22 protein-coding genes are annotated in these 22,385 nt (G+C 66.6%); 11 read left to right on the plus strand and 11 right to left on the minus strand.

The window, feature by feature from the left end; translation table 11 throughout:
• Positions 1–47 precede the first annotated feature (47 nt).
• The 4 genes from ACP150_RS12870 to ACP150_RS12885 all read right to left on the minus strand — a co-directional run bounded on the left by ACP150_RS12870 (position 48) and on the right by ACP150_RS12885 (position 4,740).
• A complete protein-coding gene (locus tag ACP150_RS12870) occupies positions 48–1,316 on the minus strand; it encodes a bifunctional folylpolyglutamate synthase/dihydrofolate synthase (protein ID WP_424967058.1) in 1,269 nt (422 codons plus the stop codon).
• On the minus strand, positions 1,313–2,293 hold the full coding sequence (gene accD / locus ACP150_RS12875) for an acetyl-CoA carboxylase, carboxyltransferase subunit beta (protein WP_424967059.1): 981 nt from the start codon (positions 2,291–2,293) through the stop codon (positions 1,313–1,315). Before accD ends, ACP150_RS12870 begins: the two co-directional genes overlap by 4 nt.
• 70 nt (positions 2,294–2,363) lie before the next feature.
• Positions 2,364–3,254 carry a type II CAAX prenyl endopeptidase Rce1 family protein gene (locus tag ACP150_RS12880; RefSeq protein WP_424967060.1) on the minus strand — a complete coding sequence of 297 codons (891 nt, stop codon included), beginning with the start codon at positions 3,252–3,254 and terminating at the stop codon, positions 2,364–2,366.
• 64 nt (positions 3,255–3,318) lie between these two features.
• Positions 3,319–4,740: a hypothetical protein gene (locus ACP150_RS12885; RefSeq protein ID WP_424967061.1), complete on the minus strand. Its 1,422-nt coding sequence runs from the start codon at positions 4,738–4,740 to the stop codon at positions 3,319–3,321.
• Positions 4,741–4,872: 132 nt separating this feature from the next.
• On the opposite strand from ACP150_RS12885, the gene ilvD reads away from it, so the two are divergent.
• The 6 genes from ilvD (at position 4,873) to ACP150_RS12915 (ending at position 11,855) form a co-directional block, all read left to right on the plus strand.
• Complete coding sequence (ilvD, locus tag ACP150_RS12890) at positions 4,873–6,606, plus strand: dihydroxy-acid dehydratase (protein WP_424967062.1); 1,734 nt, start codon at positions 4,873–4,875, stop codon at positions 6,604–6,606.
• A gap of 55 nt (positions 6,607–6,661) precedes the next feature.
• Positions 6,662–7,267, plus strand: a complete 606-nt coding sequence (locus ACP150_RS12895) for a hypothetical protein (protein WP_424967063.1) — start codon at positions 6,662–6,664, stop codon at positions 7,265–7,267.
• Positions 7,268–7,376: 109 nt separating this feature from the next.
• Positions 7,377–8,123 (plus strand): DUF6478 family protein, encoded by a 747-nt coding sequence (locus ACP150_RS12900; protein ID WP_424967064.1) that lies wholly within the window; start codon positions 7,377–7,379, stop codon positions 8,121–8,123.
• Complete coding sequence (locus tag ACP150_RS12905) at positions 8,123–8,539, plus strand: hypothetical protein (RefSeq protein ID WP_424967065.1); 417 nt, start codon at positions 8,123–8,125, stop codon at positions 8,537–8,539. Before ACP150_RS12900 ends, ACP150_RS12905 begins: the two co-directional genes overlap by 1 nt.
• A 75-nt stretch (positions 8,540–8,614) precedes the next feature.
• Complete coding sequence (locus ACP150_RS12910) at positions 8,615–10,642, plus strand: FAD-dependent oxidoreductase (protein ID WP_424967066.1); 2,028 nt, start codon at positions 8,615–8,617, stop codon at positions 10,640–10,642.
• Between the two features lie 304 nt (positions 10,643–10,946).
• Positions 10,947–11,855 carry a LysR family transcriptional regulator gene (locus tag ACP150_RS12915; protein ID WP_424967067.1) on the plus strand — a complete coding sequence of 303 codons (909 nt, stop codon included), beginning with the start codon at positions 10,947–10,949 and terminating at the stop codon, positions 11,853–11,855.
• 4 nt (positions 11,856–11,859) lie between these two features.
• Here the strand turns inward: ACP150_RS12915 and ACP150_RS12920 are convergent, their stop codons facing one another.
• From ACP150_RS12920 to ACP150_RS12935, 4 genes are read right to left on the minus strand one after another with little or no spacing between them, the layout of a single operon-like run.
• Positions 11,860–12,789, minus strand: a complete 930-nt coding sequence (locus ACP150_RS12920; protein WP_424967068.1) for an OmpA family protein — start codon at positions 12,787–12,789, stop codon at positions 11,860–11,862.
• Positions 12,786–13,361 carry a peroxidase-related enzyme gene (locus tag ACP150_RS12925; RefSeq protein ID WP_424967069.1) on the minus strand — a complete coding sequence of 192 codons (576 nt, stop codon included), beginning with the start codon at positions 13,359–13,361 and terminating at the stop codon, positions 12,786–12,788. Before ACP150_RS12925 ends, ACP150_RS12920 begins: the two co-directional genes overlap by 4 nt.
• Entirely contained in the window at positions 13,358–14,098 is a 741-nt protein-coding gene (locus tag ACP150_RS12930) for a GNAT family N-acetyltransferase (protein ID WP_424967070.1), read from the minus strand. The genes ACP150_RS12925 and ACP150_RS12930 overlap by 4 nt, the downstream gene beginning before the upstream one ends.
• On the minus strand, positions 14,095–14,823 hold the full coding sequence (locus ACP150_RS12935; RefSeq protein WP_424967071.1) for a competence/damage-inducible protein A: 729 nt from the start codon (positions 14,821–14,823) through the stop codon (positions 14,095–14,097). The genes ACP150_RS12930 and ACP150_RS12935 overlap by 4 nt, the downstream gene beginning before the upstream one ends.
• Before the next feature lie 46 nt (positions 14,824–14,869).
• On the opposite strand from ACP150_RS12935, the gene sfsA reads away from it, so the two are divergent.
• From sfsA to ACP150_RS12955, 4 genes are all read left to right on the plus strand, one after another.
• Positions 14,870–15,592, plus strand: coding sequence for a DNA/RNA nuclease SfsA (sfsA, locus tag ACP150_RS12940; RefSeq protein ID WP_424967072.1), 723 nt, complete (start codon positions 14,870–14,872; stop codon positions 15,590–15,592).
• 57 nt (positions 15,593–15,649) lie between these two features.
• Positions 15,650–16,465 carry a type I methionyl aminopeptidase gene (gene map / locus ACP150_RS12945; RefSeq protein ID WP_424967073.1) on the plus strand — a complete coding sequence of 272 codons (816 nt, stop codon included), beginning with the start codon at positions 15,650–15,652 and terminating at the stop codon, positions 16,463–16,465.
• Between the two features lie 60 nt (positions 16,466–16,525).
• The gene (locus ACP150_RS12950; RefSeq protein ID WP_424967074.1) at positions 16,526–17,491 is read left to right on the plus strand and encodes a homocysteine S-methyltransferase family protein; all 966 of its coding nucleotides are present in this window, start codon (positions 16,526–16,528) and stop codon (positions 17,489–17,491) included.
• A gap of 241 nt (positions 17,492–17,732) precedes the next feature.
• On the plus strand, positions 17,733–18,785 hold the full coding sequence (locus tag ACP150_RS12955) for a TRAP transporter substrate-binding protein (protein ID WP_424967075.1): 1,053 nt from the start codon (positions 17,733–17,735) through the stop codon (positions 18,783–18,785).
• A gap of 77 nt (positions 18,786–18,862) precedes the next feature.
• Here ACP150_RS12955 and rsmD read toward each other — a convergent pair whose 3' ends face one another.
• Both rsmD and ACP150_RS12965 read right to left on the minus strand, forming a co-directional pair.
• Positions 18,863–19,420: a 16S rRNA (guanine(966)-N(2))-methyltransferase RsmD gene (gene rsmD / locus ACP150_RS12960; RefSeq protein WP_424967076.1), complete on the minus strand. Its 558-nt coding sequence runs from the start codon at positions 19,418–19,420 to the stop codon at positions 18,863–18,865.
• Between the two features lie 7 nt (positions 19,421–19,427).
• Positions 19,428–20,633, minus strand: a complete 1,206-nt coding sequence (locus ACP150_RS12965) for an NAD(P)/FAD-dependent oxidoreductase (protein ID WP_424967077.1) — start codon at positions 20,631–20,633, stop codon at positions 19,428–19,430.
• Between the two features lie 87 nt (positions 20,634–20,720).
• Here ACP150_RS12965 and ACP150_RS12970 point away from each other — a divergent pair, with 87 nt between their 5' ends.
• Positions 20,721–21,203 (plus strand): peroxiredoxin, encoded by a 483-nt coding sequence (locus ACP150_RS12970; RefSeq protein WP_424967078.1) that lies wholly within the window; start codon positions 20,721–20,723, stop codon positions 21,201–21,203.
• 39 nt (positions 21,204–21,242) lie between these two features.
• On the opposite strand, the gene zapE is transcribed toward ACP150_RS12970, so the two are convergent.
• Complete coding sequence (gene zapE / locus ACP150_RS12975; RefSeq protein WP_424967079.1) at positions 21,243–22,325, minus strand: cell division protein ZapE; 1,083 nt, start codon at positions 22,323–22,325, stop codon at positions 21,243–21,245.
• Positions 22,326–22,385: the final 60 nt, after the last annotated feature.

The following is a 22,385-nucleotide window of genomic DNA, read 5'->3' on the forward strand; positions in this document are numbered from 1 at the left end:
CTGTGCCCGTGTGATTCTGGTTAACAGAGCCCTGTGGGCCGCCGCGGTCAGCCCGCCTCGCGCAGGACAGCCCCGGCAAGATAGAGGGACCCGCAGATCACGACGCGGGCCTGCGGGGTCTGCGCCGAGATCTCGGCCAGCGCCTCGGCAACGCCCGCAGCTTCGGTCGCCACGAGCCCGACACCGCGCGCGGCCTCAGCAGTTTCCGCCGCCGTCAGGGTCGCCTGCTCGCCCGGGATCGACAGCGCATGCAGGCCCTGGGCCTGGGCCGCCAGCGGGCGGAGGAACCCGCTCACATCCTTGGTGCGCAGCATCCCGCAGACCAGATAGGTCGGGCGCGCCGGCAGGCTGAACAGGGTGTCGGCCAGGGCCGTTCCCGCCGCCGGGTTGTGCCCGCCATCGAGCCACAGATCGAGCGTGGGATACGCCTCGGCCAGCGGCCCGCTGCGCAGACGCTGCATCCGGGCGGGCCATTCGGCCTGGGTCATCGCGGCCTCGGCCTGCCCCGCGCCCAGCGCGCGCAGACCCGCCAGGGCCGCCCCCGCATTCTCGATCTGGTGCGGGCCGGGCAGTGCCGGACGCGGCAGGTCCAGAAGGCCGGTCTCGTCCTGATAGACCAGCCGGTCATGCTCGATCCCCACATGCCAGTGCTGGCCATGGATCAGGAGCGGCGCGCCCGCCCTGGCCGCCTTGGCCTCGATCACCTCCAGCGCCTCATCCGATTGCGGCCCGACCACGCAGGGCACGCCACGCTTCAGGATCCCGGCCTTTTCGCCCGCGATCTCGGCCACGGTCTCGCCCAGAAACTGCTGATGATCGAGGGAGATCGGCGTGATCACGCAGAGCGCGGGCCGGTCCGCCACATTCGTCGCATCAAGCCGTCCGCCCAGCCCGACCTCCAGCAGGGTGTAATCCGCCGGAGTCCGGGCGAAGGCCAACAGGGCCGCCACCGTGGTGATCTCGAAATAGGTGATCGACGCGCCGCCATTGGCGCGCTCGCATTCCTCGAGCAGCTCCGCGAGATAGGGCTCGGAGATCAGCGTTCCGGCCACCCGGATCCGCTCATGAAACCGCGCCAGATGGGGCGAGGTATAGGCGTGACAGGTGAGCCCGGCCCCTTCGAGCCCGGCGCGGATCATCGCGAGGGTCGAGCCCTTGCCATTTGTTCCGGCGATATGGATCACCGGCGGCAGGGCGCGCTCGGGGTGATCGAGCGTCGCCAGCAGGCGCCAGACCCGGTCGAGGGTCAGATCGATGATCTTGGGATGCAGCGACATCAGCCTTTCGAGGATGATGTCCGAATTTGCCCCGCTCACGCGCCGGAGGGGCGTCCTTCCCCGGGCTGTGCAAGCGGCGGAGAGGATTCGGTCGGGGCGGGCTCTGCCGCGCCCTCTTCGGCGGCGGGGCTGGGCGCCGGGGCGGGCAGGTCGCCCGCGATGGCCGGATCCAGCCCGAGCAGCATCCGGGTGATCCGGATCAGCTCTTCGCGCATCTTCATGCGGTGGGTCACCCGGTCGAGCATCCCGTGATCGAGCAGGTACTCGGCCCGCTGGAACCCTTCGGGCAGCTTCTCGCGGATGGTCTGTTCGATCACGCGCGGCCCGGCAAAGCAGATCAGCGCATTGGGCTCGGCAATCTGCACATCGCCCAGCATCGCGTAAGAGGCCGTCACCCCGCCCGTGGTCGGGTGGGTCAGCACGACGATATAGGGCAGCCCGGCTTCCTTGAGCATCTCGACCGCGACGGTCGTGCGCGGCATCTGCATCAGGCTGAGAATGCCCTCCTGCATGCGCGCGCCCCCGGCGGCAGAGAACAGGATCAGCGGGCGCTTCAGCTCGACCGCGCGCTCGGCGGCGGCCACGATCGCATTGCCCACATACATCCCCATGGACCCGCCCATGAAGCTGAAATCCTGTGCCGCGGCGATGATCGGCGTGCGCCCGATCTCGCCCTCGGCGACCAGCATCGCTTCTTTCTCGCCGGTGGTTTTCACCGCGGCCTTCATGCGGTCTGGGTATTTCTTCTGGTCGCGGAACTGCAGGGGATCGGCGATCGGGGCGGGGACCTCCACCTCCGAGAAGACACCGCCATCAAACAGGCCCTCGAAGCGGGCCCGGGGCGTGATGCCCATATGATGGTCGCAGCTCACGCAGACGAATTGGTTATCCGACAGCTCCCGGTGGAACAGCATGGTTCCGCATTCGGGGCATTTCGTCCACAGGTTCTCGGGCACTTCGCGGCGCGAGAACAGGGAGTTGATGGTCGGGCGGACGTAGTTGGAGATCCAGTTCATCGGTCGCTCTGGTCAGAGGAGGGGCGTGGCCATATGCGCCTGAGATAGTCGGCGCCGCCGGGAAATGCAATCAGCGCGCGACAGCCCAGCGCACCGCAAGGTAGAGCAGAACCGTCATCGCCATATCCTGCCACAGGAGCGGCGCGATCTCGGCGGCATCCGAAATCGCCAGCTCGGTCGTATAGAGGGACAGGCCCGGGATCGTGCCCTGCACCGAGATCCCGAGGATCGCAAAGCAGTTATTGGCAAAGTGCATCCCCCAGGCCGCGCCGATATGACCCGTCCGCCGGGTCAGGTCCGCCGCCAGGAGGCCAAAGAGCCCGGCAGCCAGCGCCACCATCCAGGCGACCTCTCCGGTGGCGGTCGGGTCGTAATGGGCCAGCCCGAACAGAATGCTGGGCAGGAGCATCCAGACCAGAGGGTTGGCAAAGCGCGTGGCGAGCTCCTGTTGCAGGTAGCCGCGAAAGAGCATCTCTTCGGCCCCGGTCTGCACCGCGATCAGGCAGAGCGCGAGGGGCAGGAAAGACGCCCAGATCGCGAAAGGCAGGTTGGGCAGGATCTCGATCCGCGGCAGAAACAGCACCATGGACAGGACCAGCCCGGCAGCGGTGATCAGCGCCGCGCGTTGAAAGCCGCGCCGCCCCAGCCCCGGTGGGCCAAGCGTCGTGGCCAGCCCGCGCCCATGGACCAGCCGAAGCGCCGCCCAGAGCCCGAGGATCACCCCGCCAAACGTCGCCAGCAGCAAGAGCGTCGCGGTCGGCCCGGCGGCCTGTTCGACCCGCTGCATCCAATGCACCAGCGCCGCCTCGCCCCCGATCAGCGCGATCAGGCCAAACAGCCCCGCGAGACACCCGATATAGACCACGACCAGAAGGGCCAGACCGGCAAAGAACCGCCACAGCGCGGGACGTGCCCGCGCGGGGGCGGCAAATCGGTCGAATTCAGGGGTCCAGAAGGACATGGGGCATGGCTCCGGCTGTGCGCGCGGACCCTATGGCCCGCGCGGACGCCGAGGACAACCGTCCTCAGTTGCAATTCGCGCCGCAGGCGGGCGGCATCAGTGGCGGCGCGAAGGGCGCGTTCGGCCCCAGATGGCAGGCGCTGCCACAGCCCGGACCGGTGTTGTTCACCCAACCCGGGCGCGCCGGAGCCCCCGAAAGCGGCGTATAGCGGGAATGGAGCACCGGCGGATTGGTCCCCGGCACGCTCAGGGGTAGAACGCCCGGATCCACCTCGGTCGTGAAGTTCGCCGCGTTCGGGCCCGACAGGGTGCTGCACTTCGCCCCGGGCTTCCCACCGCGCAGCAGACGGCACCAGGTGGGGTCATCGGGCGAGATGTTGAACACGTTATTGCCCCGATGGCAGCTGGTGCAGTTCTGCGACAGCTCGGTCGCGTCCTGCATCTCGCGGATCTTGATGACCGCGTTGTTGCCAAAGGGAATGATGTCACCGGTGCCCTTTTCGAGGTTGTCCCAGAAACAGGCCTTGCCGGTCTCGGCACTCTGACAGATCACGCCCGCCACGTTCGATGGGCCCCCGGATCCGCGCGGCAGGGCGATACAGCTGCCGCGCACCGAGGGCGAGGCATAGGTATAGACCGCCGCGGTTTGACCCTGCACGATCAGAGTGCTCGCAAGATTGCCCTGGAACGTCCATTTCGACGAATTGGTCGAGAAATCCGGCGGTACGGGCACATCGTCGGCCCCGCAACTGCGCATGTAATCGGTCTGGCTCAGAGAGGCGATCACCCACTCGGCGAGCTGGAATTTCACCTCCAGGATCTCGGGGCGCAGCACCGCTTCGATCTGTTGCTCGGGAAAGAGCAGCCGCGACAGGAACTCCGCCCGCCAGATCAGCGCCGAGCGGCGCTCATCCTCCAGCATCTGCGCCTCGGCCCGGATGGTGAGGTACTGGGCATAGAGCCGGTTCGTGTCGTCGAGATCGCGGATCCCGCGCAACTCATCGAGCATCTTGGTCATTCTGAGCAACCGATCCATGTCCGGCAGCTCACGGGGCTTACCCGCGCGCCGCTCCAGCAAGGCGACCTCCTGGATCTCGGACAGAAGCTTGGCCGCCTCCCCGCGCGAGATCTCGACCGGGCGACCTTCGATATCGAAGGCCTGTCCGTGGCCGGCGATGGCCATGCGTTTCTCAAAACCATAGCGCGCGCCCTCGGTCAGTTCGGGCGGCAGGACGATGCGCCCATCGGGCAAAGGCTTGGCCTCCTTGTCCAACTCGGGATGGGCGCGCAGGAATTGCTCAATCTGGGTGGCGCTCAGGCGTAGATCCCGCAGGATCTCGGGCCGGACGATCAGCTCGGCCTGGGGTCGAACGATCAGCGTGGACTCCGGCAGGATACTGAGGCCGGGGTTCGTGTCCTGCGCCTCTGCCGGAAGTGGCAGCGCAAGGGTCAGCAGGGCAGTCATCAATTGGGAAATACGGGTCATGAAAATCTCCGAGGCTGAAATAGCCCCCGGAGGCTGCCAAGCCCTCCGTCAGCGGCCCGTTAGGTGCCCGCCATCTTGTACCCGCGCCCGCGAGCGCGTATCAGGCGGGGCAATTGCCAGGAGAGACACGTCATGCTCAAGCGTCCGTTCGACAAGTCCAAATTGCCCAGCCGTCATGTCACCGAAGGCCCGGCCCGCGCGCCGCACCGGTCCTATTACTATGCGATGGGCATGACCGAGGAAGAGATCCACCAGCCTCTGGTCGGGGTCGCCACCTGCTGGAACGAGGCCGCGCCCTGCAACATCGCGCTCAGCCGTCAGGCCCAGGCGGTCAAGATGGGCGTCAAGCAGGCCTCTGGCACACCGCGCGAATTCACGACGATCACCGTGACCGACGGCATCGCCATGGGCCATGAAGGCATGCGTTCGTCGCTGGCATCGCGCGAGGCGATCGCCGACACGGTCGAGCTGACCATGCGCGGTCATTGCTATGACGCGGTTGTCGGTCTGGCGGGCTGCGACAAGTCCCTGCCGGGGATGATGATGGCCATGGTGCGCCTGAATGTGCCCTCGGTCTTCATCTATGGCGGCTCGATCCTGCCGGGCCGGTTGAACGGCGAGGATGTCACGGTTCAGGACGTGTTCGAGGCCGTGGGCAAGCACCAGGCCGGGAACTACTCGGATGCCGAGCTCGAAGTGCTGGAGCGTGTGGCCTGCCCGTCCGCCGGGGCGTGCGGCGGTCAGTTCACCGCCAACACCATGGCCTGTGTCTCCGAGGCGATTGGCCTTGCGCTGCCGAACTCCGCCGGGGCCCCTGCCCCCTATGAGAGCCGTGATGCCTATGGCGAAGCCTCGGGCCGCGCGGTCATGGACCTGATCGAGAAGAACATCCGCGCACGGGACATCGTGACCCGCAAGTCGCTGGAAAACGCGGCACGGATCGTGGCCTGCACCGGCGGGTCGACCAATGCCGGTTTGCACCTGCCCGCGATTGCCCATGAGGCCGGGATCTCCTTCACGCTGCAGGATGTCTGCGACATCTTCCGTGACACGCCCTATTTCGTCGACCTGAAGCCGGGCGGCAAATACGTGGCCAAGGACATGTACGAGGCGGGCGGCGTGCCGGTCGTGATGCGCGAACTGCGCCGCGCCGGTCTGATCCACGAAGATTGCATGACCGCGACGGGCTATTCCATGGGCGAAGAGCTCGACAAGGTCGCGCTCGAGGCCGATGGCCGGGTGATCTACCCGGTGGACAAGCCGCTTTCGACCACGGGCGGTGTTGTCGGACTGGAGGGTAACCTCGCCCCGGAAGGTGCCATCGTGAAGATCGCGGGCATGACCGAGGACCAGCTGAGCTTCACCGGCCCGGCCCGCGTGTTCGAATGCGAGGAAGATGCCTTCGAAGCGGTGCAGAACCGCGCCTATGAAGAAGGCGATGTCTTCGTCATCCGCAACGAGGGCCCCGCAGGCGGCCCGGGCATGCGCGAGATGCTGGCAACCACCGCCGCGCTGTCGGGTCAGGGCATGGGCAAGAAGGTGGCGCTGATCACCGATGGCCGCTTCTCGGGGGCGACACGCGGCTTCTGCGTCGGGCATGTGGGTCCGGAATCGGCCCATGGTGGCCCGATTGCGATGCTCCAGGATGGCGACATGATCACCATCGACGCGCTCAAGGGTGAGCTGTCCGTCGCGCTCAGCGAGGACGAGCTGGCCGAGCGCAAGGCGAATTGGGCCGGGCCGCGCGAAACGATCTATGCCACCGGTGCCCTGTGGAAATACGCCCAGCTCGTGGGCGGCGCGCGTCTCGGGGCGGTGACCCATCCCGGCGGCGGCGAAGAAAAGCACGTTTACGCCGATCTCTGAGCGGTTCGCTCTGCGCCGGGTCCGCAATGCGGGCCTGGCCGGGCTCGCCAGCCTGATGCTGGCGGGCTGCGCCGAATTGGGCGCGATCGGCCTGTCGATCGGTGCCATCGGCCAACCCACTGTCGCCGTGTCCCGCGGGGAGGTCACGATTGCCGGACCCGACGGGTTCTGCGTCTATCCCTTCGCCACGCGGGATCGCGGCCCGCAGGCCTTTGTCCTGCTGGGAAACTGCGCGGCGATCACCCGCTCGGAAGAGGCCCCGCAACCCCCGATCCACGCGGTCCTGACCGCCACCGTCCGCGAGACCGACGCGATCGAGGTCGCAAGCCAGGCCGCAGTTCTGGCGGAATTCCTGCGCTCGGAGACAGGGCGCGCGATGCTCAGCCGCGCGAAGGAGGCCGAGACGGTCACGATCCTCGACAGTTTCGAGCGCGGCGATGTCCTCTATGTCCATACCCGCGACACCAGCCCGAGCTATGCGCCCGGCATGAGTGCCGAGCACTGGCGGGCCTTTCTCGATGTGGACGGGCGGGTGGTTGCCCTGGCCGTGCTGGGGTTCGAGGCGGATCCGCTCTCGGCGCGTGAGGGTCTGGCGGCGGCGCGCGACTTCGTCACCGCGATCCAGCGCAGCAATCCCGCCACGGTGGCCGAGGCGCAATAGGGCGCACCCGCTTCGCGCTTGCCGCGCGGGCGTTCAGCGGTAGGGTAATGGCGTGCGCCCCGGAGGGGGACGCGCCAGTCCATGGGCCGATGGAAAGGGACCACGCCGCATGCTGCGCCGATTGAGCGATCTGATCACCGGACAGAAGGACCCGCTCGCCGGGGACGCGCCCTCGGGCGAGACCGCCGAAGAGCTGCGCGCGCGCCGGGACGCCGCGCGCCTGTCGCGCGGGATGGCGGATCGCGACGCCCGAGACGCAGACGCCGCGCTGCGCGCCCTTGCGGGCACGCCCGCAACCGGCCCGGCCGGCGCGCTCGACGCGTACAGGCCCCTCTGCTGGACCCGTGCGACCCTGCCCGCCGCCCATGTCGGGCCGGAGACCGGGACCGAGGTCAGCCCGGACCTTACGCTGTTTCACGACTGCCCGCTGGCCGAGATCACCCTGCGTCAGACCCTCGCGCCCGTCGCTGCCCCGGCCCGCTTTGCCCTGTCGCTGGACACGTTGCGGTTCCAGGGGTCCTTTTTGTCGCTGGTCCTGACCCTGCCCGAGGCGCAGACGAGCGCGATCGGCCTGCGCGATGTGCTTAGGCTGACGCTTGCTGTCGAGATGAGCGCGCAGACGCGGCTCTATGGCCGCCTGAACCTGCAGCAAGGCCCGAACACCGCGCAGATGCTGGCAGAAGTCCCGCCCGGCGAAGACGGGGCCACCGAGATCGCCTTCGATCTGGCCTATGGCGATCTGCGCGACCTGCCGGTGGAGCGGGTCTGGATCGACCTGATGGTCGAAGACCCGGCCATGCGACGCGTCACACTCCACGACCTGATCCTGTCGCGCCATCCCCGAGCGGAGCTGTGATGCCCATGTCCCCTGCCGACACCACACCTTTTCAGCTGGACATGACCGCCTTCGCGGAGGGCATCTGGCAAGGCCGTCTCAGCGCCCCCACACCCGCAGCCGCCCCGGAGCTTGCGGTGTTTCGCGACGGCACCCGGGTTGCCGAGCCCGAGATCACCGCCCTGCCCGGCCAGCCGGGTCTGTGGGAGGTCCGCTGGACCCTGCCCGTTGCGGCCTTGCGCGACGGGACCTCGGTCTTTCTGATCACCGACACCGCCACCGACACGGTGCTGGCCCGTCTGCCGATCCTCGCGGGGGGCGATCTGGCCGATGACCTGCGCGGCGAGGTTGCACTGCTGCGGGCCGAGCTCGACCAGCTGCGCGCCGCCTTTCAGGCCGAGGCGCGGGCGCGGACCACCCGGCCGCCCAAGGACTGACGCAGCGTTGCGGATGACATCCCGTCCGCCCCCCGGCAGTCTGCGCGCCAACCGTCACACCACCGGAGAGCCATCATGACAGCCTATCCGCACCTCCTGCGCCCGCTGGAGCTCGGGCATACGACCCTGCGCAACCGGGTGCTCATGGGGTCGATGCATACCGGGCTCGAAGAGACGCGCGACTGGAACCGGGTGGCCGAGTTCTATGCGGCGCGCGCCCGGGGCGGCGTGGGCCTGATGGTGACCGGGGGCATGGCACCCAACAAGGAGGGCGGCGTGTTTCCCGGCGCGGCAGGGCTGTTCACGCCCGAGGACATCGCCAACCACCGGATCGTGACGGACCGGGTCCACGCGGCCGAGGGCAAGATCGCGATGCAGATCCTCCATGCCGGGCGCTATGCCTATTCGCCCGATTGCGTCGGCCCCTCGGCGGTGAAATCCCCGATCTCCCCCTTTCCGCCCAAGGAACTGGATGAAGAGGGCATCGAAAAGCAGATCGCCGATATCGCCACCGCCGCCGCCCGAGCCCGCGAAGCCGGGTATGACGGGGTCGAGGTCATGGGCTCGGAAGGCTACTTCCTGAACCAGTTCCTCGTGACCCATACCAACCGGCGCGAGGATCGCTGGGGCGGCAGCTACGAGAACCGGATGCGCCTGCCGGTCGAGGTTGTGCGCCGGGTGCGCGAAGCCGTCGGCCCGGATTTCATCGTGATCTACCGGCTGAGCATGATCGATCTGATCCCCAATGGCTCCAGCTGGGAAGAGGTCGTGCAGCTCGCCCATGCCATCGAGGACGCGGGCGCATCGATCCTGAACACCGGGATCGGATGGCACGAGGCACGGATCCCGACCATCGCCACCTCGGTGCCGCGCAAAGCCTTTGCCTGGGTCACCCAGAAGCTGATGGGCGAGGTCACGATCCCCGTGATCACGTCGAACCGGATCAACACGCCCGAGGTCGCCGAAGAGGTGCTGGCCGAAGGCTGCGCGGACATGGTCTCGATGGCGCGGCCCTTCCTCGCGGATGCGGACTTCGTCGCCAAGGCCGCCGCCGGGCGGTCCGAGACCATCGCGCCCTGCATCGCCTGCAACCAGGCCTGCCTCGACCATACCTTCTCGGGCAAGCTGAGCTCTTGCCTTGTGAACCCGCGCGCCTGCCATGAGACCGAGCTGACCTATGCGCCCGCCGAGACGCCGCGCAAGATCGCGATTGTCGGCGCCGGGCCTGCGGGCCTGTCCACGGCGCTCGTCGCCGCCGAGCGGGGCCATGCGGTCACGCTCTTTGACCGGGCGGACCGGATCGGCGGACAGCTCAACATGGCGCGCATGGTCCCCGGCAAGGAGGAGTTCCACGGCCTCGTGGACTGGTACGAGACCATGGTCGCCGAGCGGCAGGTCGAGCTGCGCCTTGGGACAGAGGTCACCCCCGACACCGTCGCGGGCTATGACGCGGTGGTGGTGGCCACGGGCGTGCTGCCGCGCGACCCGGCAATCCCAGGTCAGGACGCCGAGAATGTGCTGTCCTATATAGATGTGCTGCGCGGCGGGGCCGAGGTTGGTCCGCGCGTAGCGATTGTCGGCGCGGGCGGGATCGGTTTCGATGTGGCCGAATACCTTGCCCATCAGGGCGAGAGCCCGACCGAAGACCCCGAGCTGTGGCAGCGCGAATGGGGTGTGGCGGACCCGGCCGAGATCCGGGGCGGTCTCGCGCCCGAGGGTCCGCAACCCGAAGCCAGCGCCCGCCAGATCACCCTGTTGCAGCGCAAGTCCGAGAAGCTCGGCAAGCGGCTGGGCAAGACCACGGGCTGGATCCACCGCGCCAGTCTTCAGATGAAGGGCGTCCAGATGATCGGCGGCGTGAATTACGAAGCGGTGACCGAGGACGGATTGCAGATCTCCAGGGGCGAGGCGCGCAACGACCCGGAGACGCTGGCGGTCGATACGGTGGTGCTCTGCGCCGGGCAGGTGCCCGACCGGAGCCTCGCCGATGCGCTGAGCGATGCCAGTATGCCCGTCCATGTGATCGGTGGGGCGGATGTGGCCACCGAGCTCGACGCGAAACGCGCCATCGATCAGGGCGCGCGGCTGGCCGCCACGCTCTGACCGCGCGGCCCGGGGCGACCCGCCGCCGGGCCTGCATCCGACCCGGGCTGCAAATTCGTCGTGCTCCGGTCACTTTTTCGGGATCCAAAGGGTGGCACTGGCCACAGGGCTCTAACGGTCGGGGCGCCGCTAAATCCTTCGGAAAACAAGGCAAAATAGCGGCATCGCCACGTTCTGGCCGGGTTGCAGCGGATTCCGCCAACAATAGCTGGGCAAAATCCCTATAATGACGGGATGACGGCCCAATAACGCCTGAATTGTCTCCGATACCTGATCAGTGAATGTAGCTGCCAGGATCAATCCGATGGACCGACTGACCGAAATGGAAGCATTTGCCACAGTGGTGGACCAAGGCGGATTCACCGATGCGGCCAAAAAGATGGGGATCTCGAAATCTGCGGTCTCCAAACACGTCTCGTCGCTCGAGGCGCGTCTCGGCGCACGCCTGCTCAACAGGACAACGCGCCGGGTGAGCCCGACCGAAATCGGGCTGGCCTATTACGACCGGGCGCGGCGGGTGCTCAATGATGCGGGCGAGGCCGATGCCCTCGTCAATGCCATGCAGTCCCAGCCTAGCGGATTGCTGCGGATCTCGGTGGCCACGGATTTCGGGGTCAATCACCTCTCTCCGGTGCTGGCCAAGTTCCTGCATGAATTTCCGGACATCCAGATCAACATGGTGCTGAACAACCGCTATGTGGAGCTGATCTCCGAGGGTTTCGATCTGGCCGTGCGGGTCGGCGAGCTGGAGGACAGCACGCTCCGGGCGCGCAAGCTGACCGAGACGTCGAAACGTCTGGTGGCAGCACCCGGCTATCTCGAAAGCTTCGGGACCCCGGAGAAGATCGACGATCTGAGCGACCACAAACTGCTGCACTATTCGAACCAGGCCTCGGGGAATTTGTGGAAGATCACGGCCCCGTCCGGCGAGAGACGGCAGATCCGAACAGCGGGCTGGCTGACGGTCAATGACGGGCAATCGCTGCTCAATGCAGCTGCGTCCGGGCTTGGCATCGCCTATCTGCCCACCTTCCTCTATCGCAAGGCGTTGGAGGCCGGTGAGGTGGTCGAAGTCCTGCCGGATCTGCCGTACGAGGATCTGGGCATCTATGCGGTCTATCCGCCGGGCCGGTTCACCCAGCCCAAGGTGCGCGCCTTCATCGACTTCCTCGTGGCGGAATACGCGCCGGACGGGCAGCCCAGCACGCTCTGACCGCTCAGGGCTGCACCAGAACGGCCTCGACCCGCCGGTTCGCCTCGCGCCCGGTTTCGGTGTCATTGCTGGCGCGGGGGGCGAGATAGCCCACCCCATCCGCCTGCACCCGATCTCCCGGCAGGTCGTATTCCGATAGCAGGCGCGCGCGCACCGCCTCGGCCCGGCGCTTGGACAGCGCCATGTTGCCCGCGGTCGAGCCCTGAGCATCGGAATGCCCGACCAGCACAACGCGGCGATCCGGATTGTCCCGCAAGAACCCGGCCAGCGCGCTGAGCGAGGCGAAGGGACCGGCAGAGAGGGTCGCACTGCCGACCTCGAAGCGCAGATCCTCGAGCACGATCCCGCCCTCACGCAGAAACGCCGCGCTGAACCCGGACGGGTCGGGGGTCGGCGCGAGCAGGGCATCGGGCGGCGTCTCGGCGGGGCCCGCGGCCACGGGGACGGCGATGCCAGCGGGCGTCACGGTGGTAAGCTGCACATAGCTCGCATCCCGGGTCGTGCTGAGAATGAGCCCGAGGACCGTGCCGGTCCCGGGATCCTCGGCGCCGATATAGCCGAACCGCCCGAGATCCACGATCATGGTCGGCGGATCCACATCTGGCATGGCGAGGCGGAAATTGTAGCCGCCGCAATCCCATGTCTCGCAGGTCAGAAAGGCCGTGTAGCCTGCCTCTCTCAGCTGCGGAGCAAGGCTCGCGATCAGGCTCGCAACGGAATGGGCCGGCTCCAGCCGCCAGACCCGGTGGCGGGCATCGCCTTCGACGATCCGGGTTGGCACCTCGCCTGCCGCCGCCCGGTCCGCAGGCAGGCGTGCGCGGATGGCCCGGTCGGTTGCATCATGGATCAGGCGCGCGCCCTCGGGCAGCGAGATGTCTTGCGCGCAAAGAGCGCTGGCCAGACAGGCCGGGACGATCCCGGCCAGCCATTTCACCGATGCGCCCCGTGATACTCGGCATTCGGGCGCATATCGACACCGGAGGCGAGCCGGTTCGTCATGTTGAAAAAGCCCGTGACGCTGGCGATGTCCCAAATATCGCGATCGCTGAACCCGTGGCCCCGCAGGATGTCGCGATCCGCTTCGGTGACCTTCGCGCTCGCCTCGGTCAGGGCGACCGCGTAGTCGAGCATGGCCATGGTTCGCGCATCAATATCCGCCACCCGGTAGTTCATCACCATCTGCTCACCCAGCTCCGGGTTGCCAGACAGCTCGCGCACGGTCGCGCCATGGGCCACCTGGCAGTAGTAGCACCGGTTCACCGAGGACACGACCACGGCAATCATCTCGCGCTCGAGCTTGGTCAGACCGCTCTCGGCGAGCATCAGGTCGTTATAGAGCGCCGCAAAGGTGTTCAGCTTGTCGATGTCAAAGGCGTAGGCCTTCAGCACATTGGGCACGAGCCCGAGCTTTTCCTCGCAGATCGCGAAATACTTGGCCGTTTCCGGCGGGAGCGGGTCCACCGCGGGCAGATCAAGCGCGGTTACAAGCTCTGGTGTATCGGTCACGGCGCGGGCTCCATCCAGTTGGGGTCTTGGCGATAATGGTACTGTTCCACAGGGACCATGCCGAGGGAAGCGTAGACCCCTTGGGCTGCGGCGTTCTCGCGCGTGGTCAGGATGGCAAAGGTATGGGCCCCGTGGCGACGCGCCCAGTCGGCAGCCCCGAGGGTCATGTTGCGCGCCGTGCCTAGACGGCGCAGAGGCGCGCTGACCTCGACCGCATGCATCATGGCGATGCCCTGATGCAGCGCGACAAAGGCGCAGCCCGCCGCGCGGTCGCGGACCCGGCCCAGAATGGCGGTCTTGGGGTCGCTGGACCCGGCCATGATCGCCCGGCGCGCGGGACCGATCCCGCCCGCGTCCCAGATCTCGCACATGATCTGCAGCGGTGGCCAGATCGCGAAGGCGCTGACCGGAGGCGGGCCATCCTGCGCCACGGTGTCGATCGGGGCGGTCATCACCACGACCGGGTCGTTGATCGTGTAGCCCATCGCGGCAAGCCGTGCGTCAAAGCCGGTCTGCGCCCCCCGCACCATGAAGAGCGGACGCTGGCCTAGCGCGGTCATGGCGGATGCGGCGGCGTCGATCTCATCCGTGCTCGGGTCCGGCCCTTCGGCCTCGCTCAGGGTGGCCGCCGAGACCCGTTGCCCCCCGCCCTGCCCCTCGCGCAGCAGGAAGGGCCCGCTGCGATGGGTCTGCGGCGCGGCCCAGGTCGCATCAATGGCCGCCCAGAGCGCGCTCATGCGGCCTCGGGGAAGGCCTGCCGCAGGGCGGTGACAGCTTCGCTCAGCAGACCGGGCTCGGTCCCGCGCACCACCACATTGGCGCCGAACACACCGTCGCGGATGAACGGGTAGGAGCCAAAGGACAGGTCCGGATAGCGCGCCGCCAGATCCCCCAGAGGGCCCGCGATCTCGCTTTCGGGGCGGATCACCTGCAGGCTTTCGGACAGGATCGGCGCACCACCATTGATCGTGGCCAGCACCGAGGCGACCATGGCCCGGAACACTGAAGGCACCCCTGCCATCACATGGACATTCTCGATGGTGAAGCCCGGCGCGGTGCTGACCGGGTTCTCGATCAGGCTGGCCCCGTCCGGAATACGCGCCATGCGCAGGCGCGCATCGTTGAGCTCTTTGCCCGTGGCCGCGTAATGGGCCGCCAGCAGCGCGCGCGCATCCTCGCGCACATCGATCGGACGCTCGAAGGCCGCCGCCACCGCGTCGGCGGTGATGTCGTCATGGGTCGGCCCGATCCCACCGGAGGTGAAGACATGGGTGTAACGCCCGCTCAGCTCGCGCACGGTGGCGATGATTGTCTCGGCGTCATCCGAGATCACCCGCGCCTCGACCAGCGGCACGCCCTTGGCCGTCAGCTCCCCGGCGAGGTGGTGCATGTTCTTGTCCTGGGTGCGGCCGGACAGGATTTCGTCCCCGATCACGATCATGGCGGCTGTGGGTGTGCTCATCGCGTGGTTCTTTCCTTGTGCTGCGCCTCGGTATAGGTCGAGCATCATGCGCTTTCAAACCCCTCTCGTCCCCGCGCGCCTGATCCGGCGCTATAACCGCTTTCTCAGCGATGCCACGCTCGAGGAAACCGGCGAAGAGGTCCGCGCCCATTGCCCCAATCCCGGCGCGATGCTGGGATTGAAGGAGCCGGGCCGGCGGATCTGGCTCGAGCCCAACGACGACCCCAAGACGAAGCTCAACTACGGCTGGCGTCTGGTCGAGCTGGAGGATGGGCACATGGCCGGGATCGACACCTCGGTGCCCAACAAGGTGGTGGGCGAGGCTTTGGTCGCGGGCGCGATTGCCGAGCTTGCCGCCTACAAGACGATCCGGCCCGAGGTGAAATACGGGACCAACTCCCGCGTGGATTTCCTGGCCACCCAGGACGGGCTGCCCGACGCCTATGTGGAAGTGAAGAATGTCCACCTGCGCCGCGATGGCGATTGGGCCGAGTTTCCCGACAGCGTGACCACCCGGGGTGCGAAGCATTTGGTCGAGCTCAGCCGCATGGTCGAGGCCGGGCACCGGGCCGTCATGCTCTATCTCGTGCAGCGCACGGATTGCACCCGGTTGCGCATGGCGCCGGATCTCGATCCGGGCTATGCGGCCGCCTTCGACGCAGCCCGGGAGGCGGGGGTTGAGATGCTCTGCTACGGCACCGAGATCGAGATCGGCGGAGTGACGCTCGGTCACGCGCTTCCCGTTGATCCTGCGCGGCAAACCGCCTAAGCGGGGCTAGCAGCACGGCGGAAAAACCCTTATCTGTCATGCATGATGGAGACCAGCGTGAACGAACAACCTCGGGCAACCCTGACCAAGGATGGTATTCGCCTCTATGAACGCGGCGACTTCGCCGGCATGCGCAAGGCCGGGGAGCTGGCGGCGACGATCCTCGACGAGATCGCGCCCCATGTGGTTCCGGGCGTCACCACGGGCGAGTTGGACCGGATCATCACCGACAAGGTCGATGCGGCGGGGGCGACCTCGGCGACCATCGGCTACAAGGGCTACAAGCACGGCTCCTGCATTTCGATCAACCATGTGGTCTGCCACGGCATCCCCAGCGAGAAGAAGCTCAAGGATGGCGACATCCTCAATATCGACGTGACGGTCATCGTGGATGGCTGGTTCGGCGACACTTCGCGGATGTATGTGGCGGGCAAGCTGGCCCGCCGGGCCGAGCGCCTGATCCAGGTGACCCATGATGCCCTCTTCAAGGGGATCGAGGCGGTCCGCCCGGGCAACACCTTTGGCGATATCGGCAACGCGATCCAGACTTACGTGGAAAGCCACCGCATGTCCGTGGTGCGCGATTTCTGCGGGCATGGGCTGGGCCGCGTGTTCCACGCGCCGCCGAATGTGCTGCATTACGGGCGCAAGGGGACCGGGCCGGTCCTCGAAGAGGGTATGTTCTTCACCATCGAGCCCATGGTCAATCTGGGCCGCCCGGAGACCAAGGTCCTGGCCGATGACTGGACCGCCGTAACCCGCGACAAGAGCCTGAGCGCGCAATACGAGCACTCGATCGGCGTGACCGCCGATGGCTGCGAGATCTTCACCCTCTCGCCCGGCGGCCTGTTCCACCCGACCTACACGCTCTGATCCCCCTGCGCAGACAAGAGAGGCCTTTTCTGGTAGCCTGAGGCACCCTAGGAGACCCCAATGTCATTTCAAAGCGCTGAATTTCCAAGACTAAATAATCAGATTTACCTCGCCGAAGGCGGCACCGAGACGGAATTGATGTACCGGCACGGTCATGAGTTGCGCGAGTTCGCGGTGTTTGAGCTGATGAACAAGCCCGCCGCCGTGGCCGATATGCATGACATGTACCGCCGCTATCTCGACGTGGTGGCTCGGCATCAATGCGGGGCGCTGCTGGCCGGGTTTGACTATCGCGCGAGCCCGGATTGGGCCGAGAAGCTCGGCTATTCCGCCGAAGGCCTGCGCGAGATGCAGCAGAAATGCATCGATTTCCTGCGCGAGGTCTCGGCGCCCTATGCGGGACAGATCCCCCATATCGCCATCGCCGGCTGCCTCGGGCCACGCGGCGATGCCTATGCCCTGAACCGCGATATCACCGCAGAGGAGGCTGAGGAGTATCACGCGACGCAGATCGAAAACCTCAAGGAGTGTGGCGTCGATCTCGTCTGGGCGGCGACCATCAACAACATCCCCGAGGCAGTCGGGATCAGCCGCGCGGCGGCCCGGATCGGCGTGCCGCTCAACCTCTCCTTCACGTTGGACAGCCACCATAAGCTGAAATCGGGTCCGTCGCTGAAAGAGGCGATCGAGGCAACGGATGCCGCGACCGGTGCGGCGCGGCCCGACAGCTATGGCATCAACTGCTCCCACCCGCTGGAGTTTGAGCCCGCTCTGGAGCCCGGGGATTGGACGGATCGTATCCGCTCCCTGCGCCCGAACGCGGTGAGCATGGACAAGGTCTCCCTCTGCAAGCTCGGCCATATCGAGGAGGGCGACCCCGAGGATCTGGGCCGCCGCATGGGCGATCTCGCAGGGCGTTATCCCAAGGTCGACATCTGGGGCGGGTGCTGCGGAACCTGGGACCGGCATTTCGATCGGATTGCCCAATATGTGAGCGCTGCCCGCAGCGGATTGGTCCCCGCCTGAGTGCGGGTGTGTTCGCCCGCCGGACGCGCAGAAAATAATTCCTGTGTTTTAATCCAATGCAGAAAATCGACTTGTTTCAGATATTTGACCATTTGGTTGCGATCATTTGCCCTGCATTGTTTTTGCGAATGATTTGCAACTAGGGCGTTTTAACCCTAGATACTGTCGGCGGCGCGCCGTATCACGCGCCTTCGACACCTGCTCGCAGGACCGTATTCAGATTGTAAAGGAGGCCCCAGCGATGACCTTCCTCTCCAAGACCGCCGCTCTGGCCATGCTTGCCCTCTCCGCCACCGCTCTGCCGAGCATCGCGCAGGAGGTCACGCTCCGGTTTCAGCATTTCGTCTCGCCGCTCAGCGCGAACCCGACCCATTTCATGGAGCCCTGGGCCCGCAAGATCGAGGCCGACAGCAATGGCCGCATCAAGGTCGAGCTCTACCCGTTCATGCAGCTCGGCGGCAAAGCCCCGAACCAGTATGACCTGATCCGCGACGGCGCCGTGGATGGCGGCTGGGTGATCCCCGGCTACCAGCCCGGCCGCTTCCCCGAGGCCGAGGCCATGGAGCTGCCCTTCATGACCACGAAATCCGGCGAAGACGCCTCCAAGGCGGCCTGGGTCTATACCCAGAAGCACCTGATGGATGATTTCGCCGATGTGAAGGTGATCGCGGCCCACATGCACGGGCGTGGGCTGGTCCACAAGAAAGGCCCCGCAATCGCCGAACTGGGCGATTTCAAGGGTCTCAAGCTGCGCGGGCCGTCGCGCCCGGCGACACTGCTGCTCAAGGAAGTTGGCGCCACTCCTGTGGGCATGGCCGTGCCCGCCTTCCCCGAAGCCCTGTCGCGCGGCGTCGTTGATGGCGGTGTGATCACATGGGAGATGTCGCCGTCGCTCAAGCTCGACGAGCTGACCGACAGCCACACGGATGTGGCGGGCGACAAGAGCCTCTATAACCTTTTCTTCATCTGGGCGATGAACAAGGCCAAGTATGACAGCCTGCCCGATGATCTGAAGGCCGTGATCGACGCGAATTCCGGCTTTGCCGCTTCGGCCTGGGCCGGGCGCGCCCATGATACCGGGGATACCACCGGCAAGCAGGCCATGACCGATGCGGGCAACGAGATCGCGACCATGTCGCCCGAGCTGACCGGCGAGATTGCCCTGCTTGGGGATGAGGTCACGCAGGCGTGGATTGCCGAGATGACCGAGAAGGGTCTCGACGGGGCGGGTCTGGTGGCCGATGCGCGGGCTGCCGTGCAGGTCACGCGGAGCGACAGCGCACCGCTGAACTGAGCCACGCCTCAGGAAACATGCAGGGCCGGCCCATTGGGTCGGCCCTTTTGCGTTCGGCCCTTTTGCGTTCGGCAGGCCTAGCCGGCCTCTGCCTCCAGCAGGGTCACATGGGTGTCGCCATAGCGGCGATGGTCCAGCAAGGTGAAGCCTTCGGGCGGGGTCTGGGGCGCGTTTTCCTCCCAGACGATCAAGGCGCCCGGCGCGATCCAGCCCGGCACCGAGAGCGCCCGCGCCCCCAGCCCCTTGCCATAGGGCGGATCGAGAAAGACCAGATCGAAGGGCGCGCCGGGATGAGACGGGCGCTTGACCGCATCGCGCCCGATCAGCGTGGTCTGATCCGCCACGCGCAGGGTTGCGATATTCTCGCGCAGAAGGCTCTGGGCCACGCGACCATTCTCGACAAAGGTCACCTCCGCCGCCCCGCGCGACAGGGCCTCGAGCCCCAGCGCCCCGGTCCCGGCAAAAAGGTCGAGCACGCGGGCCCCGGTGATCGGGTCGCCATAGGCTCCGGAGGTCAGGGATGAGAAGAGCGCCTCGCGCACCCGGTCCGGGGTCGGGCGCAGATGCGCCGCCAGATCGCCCTTGCCAAGCTTGGCCAACCGCCGTCCGCCAAACGCCCCCGCGATGATGCGCATCGGCGCGTCAGCCTCGCAGCAACGCTTTGAGGTCGGTCTCGGGATCCGCGATGACGTCGAGCGCGGGGCTCCGGCCGCCCTCGATCAGGCGCTTGCCGACCATATAGGCCCGCGGCGCGTTCATCGCGTCCACGGCCAGCAGACGCTCGCCTGCGAAATACCAGTGAGACCGCGCGCCCTCATCCTCGCGGGCCACAACGCGGTCATAGCCCGTGTTCAGCCCGGCGATTTGCAGTTTCACGTCATACTGGTCCGACCAGAACCACGGTTTCGGATGATAGGGTGTCTCGGCACCGAGCATGTTCGCCGCCACGGCCTCGGCCTGATCAATGGCATTTTGCACCGACTCGAGCCGGATCTGTGCCCCGCCATAGGGCAAAGAGGCGCAATCCCCGGCGGCCCAGACCGACGGGTCCGAGGTTCGGCCCATCTCATCGGTCCAGATGCCGTTCTCGACGGTCAGCCCCGCCGCCTCGGCCAGCGCGGCGCCGGGCGAGATACCGACACCGACCACCACGAAATCCACATCGATCTCGGTTCCGTCGGTCAGGCGCGCGCCCTTGACCTTGCCCTCGCCCAGTAGCCGGTCGAGGCCGACCCCCTCGCGCAGATCGACCCCGTGCCCCTTGTGCAGGTCCCGGAAGAAATCCGAGGTTTCCGGGGCCGCGACCCGCTGCAGAATCCGGTCCGCCATCTCGACCAGCGTGACGCTGAGTCCCTTCTTGGCGGTGACCGCCGCCGCCTCGAGGCCGATATACCCGCCACCGACGATCAGCACCTTCTTGCCCTCAACCAGCAGCGGCGCCATGGCATCCGCATCCAGCAGGTCGCGCACGGTGAAGACGCCCTCCAGATCCCCGCCGATTGCCGCGGGCAGGCGCCGGGGCGTCGAACCGGTGGTCAGCGCGAGCTGGTCATAGGCCAACACCTCATCCCCGATCTGCACCTGTTTGGCGGCCAGATCGATCCCCGTCACCTCGGTCCCCGTTCGGAGGGTGATGCCGTTTTCGGCGTAATACGCTTCGGGCCGCAGGTAGAGCCGCTCCTGCGCCATGTCGCCCAGCAGGTACGCCTTGGACAAAGGCGGGCGCTGATAGGGCGGCACAGCCTCGGCCCCGAGCAGGGTCACATCGCCCTCAAAGCCGGAGCTACGCAGTTTCGCGGCCAGCGCGCTGCCCGCCTGGCCAGCGCCGATAATGACTATGTGGGACATGGGCGGGGCTCCGTATTCGCTCTGGTGTCTGGCTGTGCAAAAGCTATATGCGGTCTAGTGCGAAACGCAACGCGAAGGGAATACGCAATGCAAACAGGGGACAAACTGCCCGAGGCCACGCTGGTGAAACTGGGCGCCGAAGGACCCGAAGAGGTCACGGTCTCGAGCCTGACCGCCGGGCGCAAAGTGGTGATCTTCGCGGTGCCCGGGGCCTATACGCCCACCTGCCACTCGGCCCATGTGCCGAGCTTCATGCGCACCAAGGACGACTTCGCCGCCAAGGGCGTGGACGAGATCATCTGTGTGTCGGTGAACGACCCGTTCGTGATGCAGGCCTGGGGTGAGGCCACCGGGGCCGCGGGCGCAGGCATCACCATGCTGGGCGATCCGGCCAGCGCCTTTACCAAGGCCGTTGGCATGGATTTCGACGCGCCGCCCGCCGGGCTGCACGCGCGGTCCAAGCGCTATGCCATGGTGGTCGAGGATGGCACGGTGACCGTGCTCCATGCCGAGGAAAATCCCGGCGTCTGCGAGACCTCCGGCGGCGAGGCCCTGCTCGAGGCTCTCTGATCCGGTTGGCGCTTTCGGGCGCCGCCCAGGGGCGCGGGGCTAGTCCTCCGTGCCCCAAGTCGCATCCTGCATCTCCCGCAGACGGGAGGCGGTGCGTTCAAACTCAAAGGTGCCCTCGCCCTCGATATAGAGGGTTTCGGGCTGCGACTCGGCCGAACAGATCAGCTGCACCTTGGCCTCGTAGAGCGCGTCGATCAGGGTGACGAAGCGCTTGGCCTCGTTGAAATTCGTACGCCCCAACGCCGGGATGTCATCGAGAAGCAGCACGCGCACCGCCTCGGCCAGCGCGAGGTAGTCGGCGGCCCCCAAGGGTTGACCGCAAAGCTCCCAAAACCGCATCCGCGCCACCGCGTTGTGATAGCGCGGGATCTCCAGCGCGCGCCCCTTCACCGTCAGGGTCAGCGGGTGGTTCTCGCCCCCGGTCAGGTCCGCCCAGATCGCGTCGAGCTTGGCGCGCGCCTCCGCCCCCTTGGGCGTGAAATAGCGCTGCGCCCCGGTCAGGCGGTTCTGGCGATAGTCGGTCTCGGAGACGAGCTCATGCACAACGAGCCGTTCCTTGATCAGCGCGATGAACGGCAGAAAGAGATCGCGGTTCAGCCCGTTCTTGTAGAGATCATCCGGCACCCGGTTCGACGTCGCCACGATCACCACGTTGCGCGCAAACAGAAGGTCAAAAAGCCGCCCCACCAACATCGCGTCAGTGATGTCGGTGATCTGCATCTCGTCAAAACACAGCAGGCGCAGATCCTTGGCCACATCGGCGGCCACGGGCGCGAGCGCATCCTCGACCCCGGTCTTGCGCGCCTCGTGCAGGGCGGCATGGATCTCTTGCATGAAGGCGTGGAAATGCACCCGCCGCTTGTCGGCAATCGGCGCGGTCTCGTAGAACAGGTCCATCAGCATGGACTTGCCACGCCCCACCCCGCCCCAGAGATAGGCGCCCCGCTTGCCCTCGGGCGCTTGCGGCTTGGCAAAGCGCTTGAGCAGGCCCCGTTTGGGCGCAGGCGCATACAGCGTGTCCATCAGCCCGTCGAGCACGTGAAGGACACTCACCTGCGCGGCATCCGCCGTGATCTCGCCCGCAGCAACAAGCGCATGATAACGCTCGGTTAATTCCGACATATCCGGGTCCTTTCGCCCGCTACGGTTAAGCGATTTTGATGGTGAGGGCCAGAAATATTC

Origin of the sequence: Dinoroseobacter sp. S375 (assembly GCF_049800775.1) — a bacterium.
Lineage (GTDB): Bacteria > Pseudomonadota > Alphaproteobacteria > Rhodobacterales > Rhodobacteraceae > Dinoroseobacter.

What these genes read in the sequence shown, in the direction of transcription:
- ACP150_RS12910 (WP_424967066.1), top strand. Translation starts at nt 8,615, where the DNA reads ATGACAGCCTATCCGCACCTCCTGCGCCCGCTGGAGCTCGGGCATACG.
- ACP150_RS12950 (WP_424967074.1), top strand. Translation starts at nt 16,526, where the DNA reads ATGTCATTTCAAAGCGCTGAATTTCCAAGACTAAATAATCAGATTTAC.
- accD (WP_424967059.1), bottom strand. Translation starts at nt 2,293, where the DNA reads ATGAACTGGATCTCCAACTACGTCCGCCCGACCATCAACTCCCTGTTC.
- ACP150_RS12955 (WP_424967075.1), top strand. Translation starts at nt 17,733, where the DNA reads ATGACCTTCCTCTCCAAGACCGCCGCTCTGGCCATGCTTGCCCTCTCC.
- ACP150_RS12880 (WP_424967060.1), bottom strand. Translation starts at nt 3,254, where the DNA reads ATGTCCTTCTGGACCCCTGAATTCGACCGATTTGCCGCCCCCGCGCGG.
- ACP150_RS12930 (WP_424967070.1), bottom strand. Translation starts at nt 14,098, where the DNA reads ATGAGCGCGCTCTGGGCGGCCATTGATGCGACCTGGGCCGCGCCGCAG.
- rsmD (WP_424967076.1), bottom strand. Translation starts at nt 19,420, where the DNA reads ATGCGCATCATCGCGGGGGCGTTTGGCGGACGGCGGTTGGCCAAGCTT.
- ilvD (WP_424967062.1), top strand. Translation starts at nt 4,873, where the DNA reads ATGCTCAAGCGTCCGTTCGACAAGTCCAAATTGCCCAGCCGTCATGTC.
- ACP150_RS12885 (WP_424967061.1), bottom strand. Translation starts at nt 4,740, where the DNA reads ATGACCCGTATTTCCCAATTGATGACTGCCCTGCTGACCCTTGCGCTG.
- ACP150_RS12965 (WP_424967077.1), bottom strand. Translation starts at nt 20,633, where the DNA reads ATGTCCCACATAGTCATTATCGGCGCTGGCCAGGCGGGCAGCGCGCTG.
- ACP150_RS12970 (WP_424967078.1), top strand. Translation starts at nt 20,721, where the DNA reads ATGCAAACAGGGGACAAACTGCCCGAGGCCACGCTGGTGAAACTGGGC.
- ACP150_RS12895 (WP_424967063.1), top strand. Translation starts at nt 6,662, where the DNA reads ATGCTGGCGGGCTGCGCCGAATTGGGCGCGATCGGCCTGTCGATCGGT.
- ACP150_RS12905 (WP_424967065.1), top strand. Translation starts at nt 8,123, where the DNA reads ATGCCCATGTCCCCTGCCGACACCACACCTTTTCAGCTGGACATGACC.
- ACP150_RS12935 (WP_424967071.1), bottom strand. Translation starts at nt 14,823, where the DNA reads ATGAGCACACCCACAGCCGCCATGATCGTGATCGGGGACGAAATCCTG.
- ACP150_RS12900 (WP_424967064.1), top strand. Translation starts at nt 7,377, where the DNA reads ATGCTGCGCCGATTGAGCGATCTGATCACCGGACAGAAGGACCCGCTC.
- sfsA (WP_424967072.1), top strand. Translation starts at nt 14,870, where the DNA reads ATGCGCTTTCAAACCCCTCTCGTCCCCGCGCGCCTGATCCGGCGCTAT.
- zapE (WP_424967079.1), bottom strand. Translation starts at nt 22,325, where the DNA reads ATGTCGGAATTAACCGAGCGTTATCATGCGCTTGTTGCTGCGGGCGAG.
- ACP150_RS12915 (WP_424967067.1), top strand. Translation starts at nt 10,947, where the DNA reads ATGGACCGACTGACCGAAATGGAAGCATTTGCCACAGTGGTGGACCAA.